Raw genomic sequence first — 14,271 nt, 5'->3', positions numbered from 1 at the left:
TTCTATTATTCATTTTCCAACTGGAACATCAGAACTGAAAGAATCGCAAGTCCTGCTGTCTCAGTTCTGAGGATTCGTCTTCCAAGTGTAATCGCATGGGCACCTGCTTCCAGTGCCTTTGCTACCTCTTCTTCCTCGAATCCACCCTCCGGTCCGATAAAGATACCGACAGACTGTCCAGGCTTAATCTCGCTGAGGATTTCTCTGGTTTCTTTCATTCCTTTGGCAAGTTCGTACGGGATCAGTTTTACATCTAACTGTTTCGCAAATTCCAGTGCCTGTTTGTAGGTCATTACTTCATGGATCTCCGGGATCAGCATTCGCTTGGACTGCTTTGCTGCACTCTCTGCGATCTGCTGCCAGCGAACCACCTTCTTTGCTGCCTTCTTAACATCCAGTTTCACCACACATCGCTTTGTCTCTACCGGGATTATAGAAAAAGCTCCCAACTCTACTGCTTTCTGGATGATCAGTTCCATCTTGTCTGCTTTCGGCAGTCCCTGAAAAAGATAAAGCTTATTGGGCAGCTCATATTCCGGCTCCTGTGCATAGAGGATATGCAACAGAACCTCATCCTCTCCCAGTTCTTCAATCTGACAGTGATATTCTTTATCTCCTCCGTCACTGATCCACACATCCTCCCCACATTTCATGCGGAGAACGTTTTTAATATGATTTACATCTGTCCCATTGATGTGGATACGGTGTGCCTCTTCCTCAATCTGATAAGGCTCCACAAAAAAACGCTGCATAGGATCAGTCCTTTCTTGCTGTTACGGAAACCCACTCGCCCTGATGCGTCACTTCTACGACCGTCAGGCCTGCTGCTTTTACTGCCTCCACTACAACTTCTTCTTTCACATCAAGAATACCGGAGGTAATGTAGTAAGCACCTTTCTTCATCTGGTTTACAATTACCGGTGTCAGAGGGATCAGAACATCTGCAAGGATATTTGCTGTTACAATATCATATTTTTCATATCCTGCCTGATCCTGAATCGCTTTATCGTCAATGATGTTTCCGATCACCATATCAAAAGTTTCATCCACGATCTGGTTTGCTTCTTTATTCTCTGCAACTGCAGGAACTGCACATGGATCAAGGTCTGTTCCCAGTACATGTTTCGCACCAAGTTTCAGGGCAACGATACCAAGGATACCGCTTCCGGTTCCTACGTCAAGCATCTCTGTATCCGGTGTTACATATTTCTTTAACTGGCGAATCACAAGCTGAGTAGTCTCATGCATACCTGTACCGAAGGCTGTACCCGGATCAATGTGAAGGATCATCTTGTCTTTATCCTCTGCTTTTACTTCTTCCCATGACGGTACGATAAGGATATCATCTACATAAAACTGGTGGAAATACTGTTTCCAGTTATTAATCCAGTCCTTGTCCTCTGTCTGAGATTCTTCAATGGTAGCTTCCCCGATGTCCATAAAATTCTTCAGGTCATCTAATGCTTCACGAACATCTTTCAGGATTGCTTCTTTGTCTGCATCTTCTTCCAGATAAAAATTCAGATAGGCAACGCCGTCATCTGCAGGTCCTTCCGGCATAATATCTACAAACATCTGAGCCTTGTCTTCCTCAGTCAGAGGCTGTTTGTCCTGAATTTCCACGCCTTCAATGCCGACTTCTGCAAGTGTGCTGATAACGATATCTTCTGCTTCTGTTTTCGTTTTTACTGTAAAACGGTTCCACTTCATGTAATTGTCTCCATTTCTTTATGTTATATAATTAACTATTATCATCCCAAAATATGTCTGGCCCATTCTCTGTTACTCTGCAGCTATTCCCATAATGCAGCATCTCACCACATCCAGTCAATTCTTATTTACCCACCGACTGCATGCTTCACTTATTTTCTCAAAAAAATGTCTGAATATCTCGTGGCGGTTTCCTTTGCTGTAAAATCTCCACGCCAGTTCTACCAGTGCAACTCCGGCAATGGCATCCACCAGATAATGCTGTTTAAGCACCTGGGTAGAAATAATGATCAGTATTGCAAAAATCAGTGAAAAATGCTGATACCATTTTGGAATATTCTCTGATTTACTGACTCCGCGCCAGCTCAGCCAGCTTACATAACAATGGATTGACGGAAATAAGTTAGACGGACTGTTTCCACCATCCATGAGATAAACAAACTTAAGCATCTGCTGGGACCATGTAGTTCCTGCAATCTCAGGTCTGACATTGGTAGTTGGCAAAACCAGAAAAATAATAAAACATGTAATATGAACAGTCAGATCAGTTGCCACAAACCGATAAAATCCATCTTTTCCTCTCTGTGCGGCCAGAATATAATTCACTGCCCAAAAAGGAAATGCCAGAATATAAATCCAGATAAACTGTGGTATTAACGGCACTGCCCTGTCCAGTGACATGGTAAAATCAAAATGATATCTATCTGCTGTCAGTACTCCGCTTCCCCAGTAAATAAGACAGTTTAATACAAAAATGCTTATCAGCGGCAAAATTGCCCATACAGGGAGATACTTCTCCCGAAAAGCTGCGATCTTCTCTGTTTTTGTCAAATATCTCTCCATTTCTCAGGAAACTTTTATTCCTGTCTGTTCATCTGATTTTTACCGTTACTCTTCAATATACACGACTATACAAAAAAAGAAAAGAGGGTAAACCTCTTTTCTTTAATTTTCTTTTATAATTAATCCTCAAAAGTCTCTTTTAATTTATCCATGAAACTCTTTTTCTTCTTTTCCGGTTTTTCAAAATCATCAGAATCTTTTGATTTCGGACGGTTACCACACGCCTCATCGAATTTGCGCAGTGCTTCTTTTGCTTCTTCGTTGAGGTTTGTAGGAACCTGCACAACGAAAGTCACATAATGATCGCCACGTATATTCTTATTTCTCAGAGACGGTACACCTTTTCCCTTCAGACGGATCCTTGTGTCTGTCTGAGTTCCGGGTTTCACTTCATATTCAACCTCTCCATCCACTGTGTTGATACGTACAGTACCGCCCAGTGCTGCCTGCGCGTATGTAAGAGGCGCAGTAGAGAAGATATTCATATCCTGTCTCTGGAAGATCGGATGACGTGCAACATTTACTTCTACAAGCAGATCGCCTCTCGGACCTCCGTTTGTACCCGGTTCACCCTTCTCACGGATGCGGATGCTCTGACCATTGTCAATACCTGCAGGTACAGATACCTGAATCTTCTTTCTTGAAGATGTATATCCGGTTCCGCGGCAGGAAGTACATTTATCCTTGATGATCTTACCTGATCCATGACAATCCGGACAAGTCTGTACATTACGCACCATTCCAAACATCGACTGCTGTGTATAAACAACCTGACCTTCTCCATGACATTTCGGACAGGTTACCGGTGAAGTACCCGGCTTCGCACCTGTTCCATGACAGGTGGTACACTCGTCTTTCAGTACGATCTCCAGTTCCTTCTCACAGCCAAAGACAGCTTCTTCAAAAGTAATATTTACGCGTGCGCGGAGATTAGCTCCCTTCATCGGACCATTATTGGCACGTCTGCTTCTGCTGCCGCCGCCAAATAAATCGCCGAAAATATCGCCGAAGATATCACCCATATCAGCACCGTTAAAATCAAAACCTCCGAAGCCGCCGCCGGCACCTCCGCCACCGTTTTCAAAAGCCGCATGGCCAAACTGGTCATACTGTTTTCTCTTCTCCGGATCGCTTAAGATGGTGTAAGCCTCTGTTGCCTCTTTAAATTTCGCCTCAGCCTCTTTATCTCCTGGATTTACATCCGGGTGATACTTCTTGGCCAGCTTACGATATGCTTTTTTAAGTGTTGCGTCATCGGCGCTTTTGTCCACGCCTAAGACTTCATAATAATCTCTCTTATCAGCCATGATTTTAATCCTATACCCGTTTTATTTATAACACAACTATTCAGTGAGAGAGACTCTCCCACTGAACAGTTATTATTGATATTTCCGTTGCAAATCTCTGCTTTTACAGAAATGTCACATTATACTTCTTTGTAATCAGCATCTACAACATCATCGTTGTTTCCTGCATCTGTGCTGCCTGCTGCACCGCCGCCCATATTCATGTCCGGTCCTGCCTGGCCGCCTGCCTGCTGTGTCTGCTCATACATTTTAGCGAAAAGCTTCTGAGCACTTTCCATCATCTTCTCCTGAGCAGCTTTGATATCTGCTACCTGAGAATCTGTCATCTCTTCTGCATTTGCAGTCTGAGACAGTAAATCTTTCAGTGCGTTCAGGTCTGCTTCTACAGCAGCTTTATCATTAGCATCGATCTTGTCTCCGGCTTCTTTCAGTGCATTCTCAACCTGGAATACCATGGAATCAGCATTGTTTCTTGTATCGATTGCTTCTTTACGTTTCTTATCCTGTGCTTCAAACTCAGCAGCTTCTTTTACTGCCTTGTCGATATCGGAATCAGACATGTTAGAACCAGCTGTGATTGTGATGTGCTGTTCTTTACCTGTTCCAAGATCCTTAGCAGATACATTTACGATACCGTTTGCATCGATATCAAATGTAACTTCAATCTGCGGAACACCACGACGTGCTGGCGGGATTCCGTCCAGACGGAACTGGCCAAGGGATTTGTTGTCTTTTGCAAACTGACGCTCACCCTGTACAACGTTGATATCTACTGCTGTCTGGTTGTCTGCTGCTGTTGAGAAAATCTGGCTCTTTCTTGTAGGAATTGTAGTATTTCTCTCAATCAGTCTTGTTGCAATACCACCCATTGTCTCGATGGACAGTGACAGTGGAGTAACATCCAGAAGAAGGATATCACCTGCGCCTGCATCACCTGCAAGTTTACCACCCTGGATAGAAGCACCAAGTGCTACACACTCATCCGGGTTCAGGTTCTTGCTTGGCTCTTTGCCTGTTAACTGTCTTACTTTATCCTGAACAGCCGGGATACGGGAAGATCCACCAACCAGAAGTACCTGGCCAAGTTCAGATGCTGTGATACCTGCATCTGAAAGTGCACGACGTACCGGTTCTGCTGTCATTTCTACTAAGTCATGTGTTAATTCATCGAATTTAGCTCTTGTAAGGTTCATATCGAAGTGTTTCGGGCCTTCTGCTGTAGCTGTGATGAATGGCAGATTGATGTTTGTAGTTGTTGCGGAAGAAAGCTCTTTCTTTGCTTTCTCTGCAGCTTCTTTTAATCTCTGAAGTGCCATCTTATCATTGCTTAAGTCTACGCCTTCTGCTTTCTTAAACTCTGCAAGCATGTAATCTGTAACTTTCTGGTCGAAGTCATCACCACCAAGACGGTTGTTACCTGCTGTGGAAAGTACTTCGATAACGCCGTCACCGATTTCGATCACAGATACATCGAATGTACCGCCACCTAAATCGTATACCATGATCTTCTGTTCTTTTTCATTGTCAAGACCATATGCAAGAGCTGCTGCTGTTGGCTCGTTGATGATACGTTTTACATCAAGACCTGCGATTTTACCGGCATCTTTTGTTGCCTGACGCTGAGCATCATTGAAATATGCAGGAACTGTGATAACTGCTTCTGTAACTTTCTCACCAAGGTATCCTTCTGCATCTTTTTTCAGTTTCTGAAGAATCATAGCAGAAATTTCCTGTGGAGAATATTTCTTGTCGTCGATTGTTACACGATAGTCAGTACCCATCTCTCTTTTAATGGAAGAGATTGTTCTCTCTGCGTTTGTTACTGCCTGACGTTTTGCAGGTTCACCTACAAGACGTTCTCCTGTTTTTGTGAAAGCGACAACTGATGGTGTTGTTCTTGCGCCTTCTGTATTAGCGATAACTGTTGGCTGTCCGCCTTCCATTACGGCTACACAGCTGTTTGTTGTACCTAAGTCAATACCAATGATTTTTCCCATAATCTTGTTCCTCCTGTTTATTTTCAACTAGATTTGATATATTCTATATTTTCATGTAAATTAGTTGGCTACTTTTACCATACTGTGGCGGACTACGAAATCCTTGTAGGTGTAACCCTTCTGGAATTCTTCTACCACAATATTCTCACCAGCTTCTTCATCCTCCACATGCATTACTGCGTTGTGGAAGTTCGGATCAAATTCCTTACCCACTGCTTCAATCGGTTTCACGCCCAGCTCATCTAATGTGGTGATCAGCTGTTTGTAGATCATCTTCATGCCATCTGCAAAAGAATCTCCTTCAGGTGCCTGTGCAAGACCTCTCTCGAAGTTATCCACAACCGGAAGCATTTTCTCAACTATGTCCTTGGCTCCGATGATATACATGCTGGATTTCTCTTTCTCCGTTCTCTTACGGAAGTTATCGAATTCAGCCATGTTTCGTTTCAGCCTGTCTGTAAGTTCTTCAATCTGCTGTTCAAATTTATCTTTTTCTTTTTTCTTCTTGCCGAAGAAAGAAGTTTTTGATTTGCTGTCTTTCTTGTCATCCTGGGAAGCTTCCTCGTCTCCGTCCTCTACCGGGATTTCCTCTGTTTCTGCTTCGCCGTTCTCTACAACTTCAGGTTCATTCTCAACAGTTTCTTCTGTTACCGGAGTATCTGTTGTCTCTTCTTCCTGAGCTGTGTTCTTTGTTTCTTCTGACACTCTCTATTACCGCCTTTCTAACTCTCTTTCTTAATCAGTTCGTCCAGCTGGACTTTCAAAGCCTTCAGGCTGTCAACTACGTTTGCATAATCCATACGCTTGGGACCGATGATACCGATGGTACCATGCATTCCTTTTCCAAGTTCGTAAGTGGCTGTGACTACACTGCAGTCTTTCATGGTCTGCACCGGCATCTCATCACCAATGTACACCTGAATTCCTGTGTTCTCGGTATCAGACATTCTCTCTTTCACCAGGTCTACCAGATCCTGCTTCTCTTCAAATGCTGAAATCAGCTCGCTCGCTTTGCTTGTGTCTGCAAGCTCCGGATACTTGAAAATGTTGGTTGCTCCTGAAGTATATATCTGCATATCGTCTTCGTCTACCTGGATGGTGTCTGCCACTGCATCAAGGACTGTGCCAACCACAGAGCCATGTACACCTGCCTGTTCTTTCAGGCGGGCAATCATTCCCAGGTTGATATCCTGAATGGGCACCCCATTTAAGTTGGTGTTAAGAAGAAGATTTAATTTCAGGATTGTCTGATCGTCCATCTCCTCATCCAGATTGATGATCTGGTTTCGGATGACATTGTTATCACTCACTACTACTGCCACAAGCTGAAGGGGTGTCACACGGGAAAGCTGGATGAATTTAATCTTGCTTCCGCTGTACTGTGGAACAGAGATCATTGTTGCGTAGTTGGTATTGGATGCCAGTACCTTTGCTACCTGCTTCAGCATTTTGTCCATTTTATCGGTTTTCTCGATCATGAGATCTTTGATTTCCTGAACCTCTGATTCCTTTTCTCTCATCAGCTCGTCTACGTAGAGGCGATAACCTTTATCAGAAGGAATTCTTCCGGCTGAGGTGTGGGGCTGTACGATATATCCCATATCTGTCAGGTCTGACATCTCATTCCGGATGGTGGCAGAGCTTACATTTAAATCTGCAAACTTGGAAATGGTCCGGGAACCCACCGGTTCGCCTGTTTCCATGTAGGTTTTGATGATGGCTTTTAGTATTTTCTTTTTACGATCATCTAATTCCTGATCCATGAAGTTCCACTCCTTTACTGCCTTTGTTTTTGGTTTGTTAGCACTCATGTTTTAGGAGTGCTAACACCTTATGCTCATAAGATAGCACTCTTGATTTGGTTTGTCAATATTATTTTGTGAATTTTTTGTTATTTTATGAACAATAGGGGTTATTAAGATTATGTTATAGAAAGGGGACGCGGGGAGAAATTATTGATATTGTGTGCGGTTTCGGACGCTAAGAGATACTAAGTCTGCAGAAATCTGCTAAAGGCACACAATATCAATAATTTCTCCCCGCTGGCTGTTCAGGACGATTATACAAGCGGGGCTCTCGCCTGGGAGGCGAATCGCCTCTTCTATAGCAATCCTTGTAAATAATGCATTTAAGACAGTTCAGCAAAGTGCGAAAGACAAGGAAGATATCTGCAGGCGTGTTGACGCACGGCAAAGATATCTGACGCAGGATTTCACACTCTGATGGACTGGATTAAGAAACATTATTTGTCTAGTGTATCCAAGTTCTTTTTCAGGTCGATCATTTTATCACGTAGTTCGGCGGCCTGTTCGAAGTTGAGATCTGCGGCTGCGGCGCGCATTTGTTTTTCTACCTGGGCGATGAGTTTGGTGAGTTCTTTACGGGTCATGGACTCTGGGTCTTTCTGGAGTCGGACTTCGGTTTCGGCTACTGCTTTGGATACGGCGATGAGGTCGCGGACTGCTTTTTTGATAGTAGTCGGAGTGATTCCGTGTTCTTTGTTATAGGCTTCCTGAATGATGCGGCGGCGGTTGGTTTCGGTGATGGCTTTGTGCATGGAATCGGTCATGTTGTTTGCGTACATGATTACGTGGCCTTCGCTGTTTCGGGCAGCTCGTCCGATGGTCTGGATGAGAGAGGTTTCGGAACGGAGGAAGCCTTCTTTGTCTGCATCCAGGATTGCTACCAGGGTGATCTCCGGGATGTCCAGGCCTTCCCTGAGAAGGTTGATTCCTACCAGTACATCAAAGACATCCAGACGCATATCACGAATAATGCGGGCACGCTCTAAGGTATCGATATCGGAATGGAGGTAACGGACTCTGATTCCTACTTCTTTCATATATTCTGTCAGGTCTTCTGCCATTCGTTTGGTGAGAGTGGTAATCAGGATTTTGTGTTTCTTTGACACTTCTTTGTTTACTTCCCCGATCAGGTCATCAATCTGTCCTTCAATAGGGCGGACTTCTACTTTCGGATCCAGAAGTCCGGTTGGACGGATGATCTGTTCTGCACGGAGGAGTTCATGATCATACTCATATTGTCCCGGAGTGGCAGATACAAACATGACCTGATCCAGTTTGGATTCGAATTCTTCGAAGCTTAAGGGGCGGTTATCTTTGGCTGAAGGAAGCCGGAATCCGTAGTCTACCAGTGTCTGCTTCCTGCTCTGGTCACCGGCATACATTCCTCCTACCTGAGGTACTGTGATATGAGATTCGTCTATAATAAGTAAGAAGTCATCTCCAAAATAGTCCAGCAGTGTGTATGGCGGCTGTCCGGGCTTTAATCCTGACAGATGTCTGGAATAATTTTCGATTCCTGAACAGAATCCGGTTTCTTTCATCATTTCAATGTCGAAATTGGTGCGTTCTGAGATTCGCTGGGCTTCCAGAAGCTTGTCTTCACTTTTGAAATACTCTACACGTTCTTTTAATTCTTCTTCTATTGCTACAGCTGCTCTCTGGATCTGTTCTGCTGGTACTACATAGTGGGATGCAGGGAAGATGCTGATATGAGAACGCTGGCATTTGATTTCTCCTGTCAGTACATCAATTTCTGAAATACGGTCAATCTCATCTCCAAAAAATTCTACTCTCACGGCTGTGTCGGAGCTGTTGGCAGGAAAAATTTCCAGGGTATCTCCACGGACACGGAAGGTGCTTCGGTGGAAGTCCATCTCATTTCTGGTGTACTGAATGTCGATCAGTTCCCGGATTACCTCATCCCGGTCTTTGGTCATTCCCGGACGCAGAGAGATCATCATGTCAAAGAATTCCTGAGGGGAACCCAGTCCGTAGATACAGGAAACGGAGGAAATGACCACTACGTCTTTCCTCTCTGACATTGCGGCTGTGGCAGAGAGACGGAGTTTGTCAATCTCGTCATTGATGGAGGAGTCTTTGGCAATATAGGTGTCTGAAGACGGGACATAAGCCTCCGGCTGATAGTAGTCATAATAGGAGACAAAGTATTCCACTGCGTTATCGGGGAAGAATTCCTTCATCTCTCCGTAGAGCTGTGCTGCGAGAGTTTTGTTGTGGGCGAGGATGAGGGTTGGTTTGTTTAGCTGAGCGATGACGTTCGCCATGGTAAATGTCTTGCCGGAACCGGTGACACCCAGTAAAGTTTCGAACTGGTTGCCTTCTTTAAAGCCCCTGACCAGACGCTCAATTGCCTGGGGCTGGTCTCCAGTTGGCTTGTACTCGGAATGCAATTCAAAATGATCCATAATATTCTCCTGTTTTAATCAAATTTCACTTATCAAAAATTGAAATATGTTTAATATGGTTATATTTTCAGTATATCATCCCATATAAAAAAAGTACAGAGCAAGCGAATACCTGTTCTGTACTTTAACGTGTCGCGTTACTGTTCACTCTGGCTGCCTAAAACCGAACAAATAGTCTTCTCAACTTTTTCTGCATCAACAGGCTTTGCAATATGTCCGTTCATTCCTTTTGCCAGTGCCTTTTTTCTGTCTTCCTCAAAGGCATTGGCTGTCATGGCTATGATCGGAATAGTGGCTTTGTCTTTATCTGACAGTCCGCGGATCATCTCAGTTGCCCTGTAGCCATCCATGTTCGGCATCTGGATATCCATAAGGATCAGGTCATAGGTGCCTGCCGGTTTCTGTTCTATCCTTGACACACACTGAACTCCATCCTCAACACGATCAACCATAAGTCCCATATCCTCCAGGATAAACTGTGCGATTTCCGCATTCAGATCATTATCCTCAGCAAGCAAAATATGTTTTCCGCTGATTCTGTCTGTTTCATCCACATCTGAAGATTTTTCCGTATCCTGTTCATAGTAGCTCTTATCAGCAATCCTGTATTCCAGGGTAACTGTAAATTTACTTCCTTCTCCCTGCTTACTTTCTACTTCAATAGTTCCGTACATCATATCAATATACTTCTTTATGATCGGCATTCCCAGACCTGTTCCCGCAATCTTTCCGTCTGTTGTATTTCGTTCCCTGGCAAAAGCCTCAAAGAGAGATGGAAGGAATTCTTCGCTCATTCCGATACCTGTATCAATTACCTGAGTCCGTATCCGCACATAGTCTTTCCTGTCACAGTCAAGCTCTGTGATCCTTATGGTAACTCTTCCCCCTGAAGCTGTATATTTTACCGCATTACTGATCAGATTGAGGAAAATTTCCCTGTTCTTCGTCTCATCGCAGATTACGTGCTCATGCTTGACATCGTATTCCATCTTAAGGTGAATACCTTTTTTCTCCGCTTCCGCCTGGAAAATTTTGTAAATTCCGTGATAAATATCTCTAATCTTCACATAATCTTCATCCAGTTCCACCTTACCGCTTTCAATCCGGGCCATGTCCAGCACATTATTGATAATAGACAGCAGCAGATTTCCGGACTGTTCCATCTTCTCCTGATAATCCAGAAGCTTGGGATCAGTCAATTCCCTTTTCATCAGCTCACTGTATCCCAGCAGGGCATTCATGGGTGTCCGGATATCGTGAGACATATTGAAAAGGAAATCTGATTTGGCGGCATTGGCCTTTTCTGCCTGAATCTGGGCTTTTCTCGCTTGTATCAGCAGATAAACTATGATCCATACAATAATCAAGACCACACTTACAAACCAAATGGAAACTACCCACAGATTATCCTTTATGTATTCTGCCAGAGTAACCTTGCCCGGTGCGTTTTCATATACGTAAAACTGACTGGAAAGTCTGGAAGCAGGCAGAGTCTGAATGGTTTTGTTCAGGATATTCATTAATGTTGTGTTTTCCCTGGTGACCGCAAAACAGGAAGCGCCGGATTTCGTAAGAAAAATACTGCGCATTTTGCTGTCCTCCAGTGTCTTTAATGACTGTCCTGCCTTCGCAACAAAGCAGTCTGCCTCTCCACTTTGAACTGCTTTATCGGCCTCAGCAGATGAGTCATATTCCTTTATTTTCCAGAAAGGATAGTTAAAAGAAATATACCACTTCCCCAGCAGGTTATTCCTGCTCACTGCTACTGTATTCTCTTTATTTTCATCAAACTTCTTAACACCGGTGAGTACTGCAACATTGACTTCAAAAACAGTATTTGACAATATAACATCGTTTTGCTCAGCTTCATATGGATTCTGATTCATATGAAAAATCATATCAATCCTGCTATCCTTTAATGCCTGCAGCTCTTCCTCCTGAGAATCAAAGCCTGTCAACTGAAATTCTATATTTTTTTCTCCCAGACAGCCAGAAGCCAGACTAATATAATCATTAATAATTCCTACCGGTTTCTCTGACTCCGTATCCACAAGGCTGATACCCACATCATTTTTCAGATATCCAATCCGGACCGCCCCATGCTGTTCCAGCCAGTTCTGTTCCTCATCCGTAAGAGTTTCAAGGGAATTTGCGGAGAGATACCTTTTATAAAGATCGTCTGTATAAAAAGGATTCTCCCTCTCTATCTTCTGCATTACCTGATCCAGCTCTTCTTTCAAATCCGGGCGTTTTTTGCTGACTGCAAAATAATTATAAGAACCACCAATCAGAATAGCAGGAGAAATATTATCTCTTTCCCACTGTGGAGATTCATTTAAAACAAATCCGTCAATTTCATGATTTTTTAATTTCTGACGGACATCGTCTGCACCGGTAATATCAACCTGCTGCGTGTTCACTCCATGACTTTTCTCCCACTCATGGAACATTTCAGCAGGAAGTGAATTCGGCAACATACCGATTCTTTTTCCATTTAATGTAGTCAGATCTGAAGTGGAGATATCTGTATTAGAAGTATCCACATACAGGTAATATTTATCCTCTCCCATAGGCAATTCTGAAAAAAGCATGGAAGTGGAACGTTCCTCTGTATAGGAAATGGCTCCCAGCAGATCGATCTGTCCATTTTTCAGCATGCTCATCAGTTCTGCCCAGTTTCCCTCCACATATTCATATTTCCATCCGGTATGCGCAGCTACTGCCTGCTGGTATTCGTAGCTGTAGCCTCTCCTCTGACCGTCTGGTCCTGTGGTATTATAGGTTCCCTCATACCAGCCTACTCTGACTGTTTTGGATTTTGCTTTCTCTGCTGATACAGGAAGGGGAAGCACAGTAATATATAAAATAAGGCATAATAAAATGCAGATATGTCTCTGTACATTTAACTTAAACTTTTTCATATAACTTTCTCCAAATGATTTTGTGTCTGTCCGGTGAAGATATCTCAACAGATTATTGCCTTTTTCATTTACTTCACCCGGGTTATGGAAACATGTATCATGCTTCTGCAGATATCATACCTTATTTTCTGTCATTGCAACAGCCCTATATTTATTTTTTATACCTATTTTTTCAGTTTTCAGATAATCTTTACTTGCCAAAATTCATGGGCTACGACAACCGAATTCGGACAAAATATATCGCAAAGTGGGGCGTGCAGATTGCGGGAATGATTTTTCAGACACGCTCTAATGTGTCGACATGTTAATTCCTGAAACAATCTTGCAGGATAATTTTTTTTATTTCAAGGCGGAGGAAAAAGATGTAGCAGTGGCATAATCATTTGTATGCGAGTCCCCACCCACTGCTTATTGCTTTTCGCAACCTCCGCAGGGGACTTACTTGATTCGGTTAAAGTTACTATTTATTTAAATTTCGTATACAGAAAAAAGCAGCCCACAGACCATGTATGAAGGAAATCTGTGAGCCACCTTTTCTTTTCATCTTAGATGATGTTTATCTTTTTTTATCTTTGAAACAATAAAGAAGAAATCGTACGGTTTTTACTTTTGTAAAACTGAAATGCATTATTTAATAAACTTAACTTCCGGATAAATAGCCTGCTTAGCGGCTTCTTTTCTCTCATTGAAGATAACCTTGTTTTCTTCAAACAGGTTGCGGCCCTGTGCATCGATAGATACGATCAGTGGACCAAATTCTTTTACCTTGTTGCACCATAAGGTCTCAGGCATTCCAAGCTCATCCCAGTGATGTTCTACGATCTTCTCAACCTCTGTTGCAGCTACTACTGCACAGCCAGCCGGGAATACACAGTGGATCGCACCAAATTCTTTGCATGCACGCTCTGTATTCGGTCCCATTCCGCCTTTTCCAACGATTACTCTTACACCTGTAAGCTTAGTAAATTCATACTCAAATTTCTCCATACGCATGGAGGTTGTCGGTCCAACGGAAACCATTTCATAGTCATCTTCTGTTCCCTCAATTTTACGAACGATTGGGCCAGCGTGGAAAATTGCTTTGTCCTTGATATCATATGGAAGTTCTCTTCCATACTCAACCAGACGGCGATGTGCCACATCACGGCAGGTCATCAGCTCTCCGTCCAGCCATACAATATCACCGATTTTGATGTCAGCCAGGTCTTCTTCACTGATTGGTGTAATAAGAACTTTTTTATCTCCTCTGATTTCGATCATGT

At 43.3% G+C, this 14,271-nt stretch carries 10 protein-coding genes and 2 pseudogenes; 1 reads left to right on the top strand and 11 read right to left on the bottom strand.

The window, feature by feature from the left end:
• Positions 1 to 5 precede the first annotated feature (5 nt).
• From G4417_RS02575 to G4417_RS17685, 10 genes and pseudogenes are all read right to left on the bottom strand, one after another.
• Positions 6 to 752 (bottom strand): 16S rRNA (uracil(1498)-N(3))-methyltransferase, encoded by a 747-nt coding sequence (locus G4417_RS02575; RefSeq protein ID WP_118338578.1) that lies wholly within the window; start codon positions 750 to 752, stop codon positions 6 to 8.
• 4 nt (positions 753 to 756) lie between these two features.
• A complete protein-coding gene (gene prmA / locus G4417_RS02570) occupies positions 757 to 1,710 on the bottom strand; it encodes a 50S ribosomal protein L11 methyltransferase (RefSeq protein ID WP_008707396.1) in 954 nt (317 codons plus the stop codon).
• A 117-nt stretch (positions 1,711 to 1,827) separates the two neighbouring features.
• Complete coding sequence (locus tag G4417_RS02565) at positions 1,828 to 2,553, bottom strand: phosphatase PAP2 family protein (protein ID WP_118409623.1); 726 nt, start codon at positions 2,551 to 2,553, stop codon at positions 1,828 to 1,830.
• A gap of 119 nt (positions 2,554 to 2,672) precedes the next feature.
• On the bottom strand, positions 2,673 to 3,860 hold the full coding sequence (dnaJ, locus tag G4417_RS02560; protein WP_173682532.1) for a molecular chaperone DnaJ: 1,188 nt from the start codon (positions 3,858 to 3,860) through the stop codon (positions 2,673 to 2,675).
• Positions 3,861 to 3,979: 119 nt separating this feature from the next.
• The gene (dnaK, locus tag G4417_RS02555) at positions 3,980 to 5,857 is read right to left on the bottom strand and encodes a molecular chaperone DnaK (RefSeq protein ID WP_008707391.1); all 1,878 of its coding nucleotides are present in this window, start codon (positions 5,855 to 5,857) and stop codon (positions 3,980 to 3,982) included.
• A gap of 60 nt (positions 5,858 to 5,917) precedes the next feature.
• Positions 5,918 to 6,562, bottom strand: coding sequence for a nucleotide exchange factor GrpE (gene grpE / locus G4417_RS02550; protein WP_022381213.1), 645 nt, complete (start codon positions 6,560 to 6,562; stop codon positions 5,918 to 5,920).
• A gap of 17 nt (positions 6,563 to 6,579) precedes the next feature.
• Positions 6,580 to 7,620, bottom strand: a complete 1,041-nt coding sequence (gene hrcA, locus G4417_RS02545; protein WP_022381212.1) for a heat-inducible transcriptional repressor HrcA — start codon at positions 7,618 to 7,620, stop codon at positions 6,580 to 6,582.
• 479 nt (positions 7,621 to 8,099) lie between these two features.
• A complete protein-coding gene (gene uvrB, locus G4417_RS02540) occupies positions 8,100 to 10,088 on the bottom strand; it encodes an excinuclease ABC subunit UvrB (RefSeq protein WP_202048472.1) in 1,989 nt (662 codons plus the stop codon).
• A gap of 137 nt (positions 10,089 to 10,225) precedes the next feature.
• Positions 10,226 to 13,009, bottom strand: coding sequence for an ATP-binding protein (locus G4417_RS02535; RefSeq protein WP_173682531.1), 2,784 nt, complete (start codon positions 13,007 to 13,009; stop codon positions 10,226 to 10,228).
• 179 nt (positions 13,010 to 13,188) lie between these two features.
• Positions 13,189 to 13,257, bottom strand: a pseudogene (locus G4417_RS17685) (hypothetical protein); the annotation flags it as partial.
• Here G4417_RS17685 and G4417_RS17680 point away from each other — a divergent pair.
• Positions 13,228 to 13,317, top strand: a pseudogene (locus G4417_RS17680) (DUF6783 domain-containing protein); the annotation flags it as partial. The pseudogenes G4417_RS17685 and G4417_RS17680 sit on opposite strands and share 30 nt — an antisense overlap.
• Before the next feature lie 319 nt (positions 13,318 to 13,636).
• Here G4417_RS17680 and ttdB read toward each other — a convergent pair.
• On the bottom strand, positions 13,637 to 14,269 hold the full coding sequence (ttdB, locus tag G4417_RS02530; protein ID WP_008707382.1) for a L(+)-tartrate dehydratase subunit beta: 633 nt from the start codon (positions 14,267 to 14,269) through the stop codon (positions 13,637 to 13,639).
• Positions 14,270 to 14,271: the final 2 nt, after the last annotated feature.

This window comes from Blautia wexlerae, assembly GCF_013300825.1.
In the GTDB taxonomy this organism is placed as follows: domain Bacteria; phylum Bacillota; class Clostridia; order Lachnospirales; family Lachnospiraceae; genus Blautia_A; species Blautia_A wexlerae_B.
The sequence above is the reverse complement of the archived record's forward strand: the minus strand, read 5'-3'. Positions and strand labels throughout refer to the sequence as shown.

Coding starts and splice junctions, on each gene's coding strand:
- prmA (WP_008707396.1), bottom strand. CDS start 1,710: ATGAAGTGGAACCGTTTTACAGTAAAAACGAAAACAGAAGCAGAAGAT.
- G4417_RS02565 (WP_118409623.1), bottom strand. CDS start 2,553: ATGGAGAGATATTTGACAAAAACAGAGAAGATCGCAGCTTTTCGGGAG.
- uvrB (WP_202048472.1), bottom strand. CDS start 10,088: ATGGATCATTTTGAATTGCATTCCGAGTACAAGCCAACTGGAGACCAG.
- G4417_RS02575 (WP_118338578.1), bottom strand. CDS start 752: ATGCAGCGTTTTTTTGTGGAGCCTTATCAGATTGAGGAAGAGGCACAC.
- dnaK (WP_008707391.1), bottom strand. CDS start 5,857: ATGGGAAAAATCATTGGTATTGACTTAGGTACAACAAACAGCTGTGTA.
- ttdB (WP_008707382.1), bottom strand. CDS start 14,269: ATGATCGAAATCAGAGGAGATAAAAAAGTTCTTATTACACCAATCAGT.
- hrcA (WP_022381212.1), bottom strand. CDS start 7,620: ATGGATCAGGAATTAGATGATCGTAAAAAGAAAATACTAAAAGCCATC.
- G4417_RS02535 (WP_173682531.1), bottom strand. CDS start 13,009: ATGAAAAAGTTTAAGTTAAATGTACAGAGACATATCTGCATTTTATTA.
- dnaJ (WP_173682532.1), bottom strand. CDS start 3,860: ATGGCTGATAAGAGAGATTATTATGAAGTCTTAGGCGTGGACAAAAGC.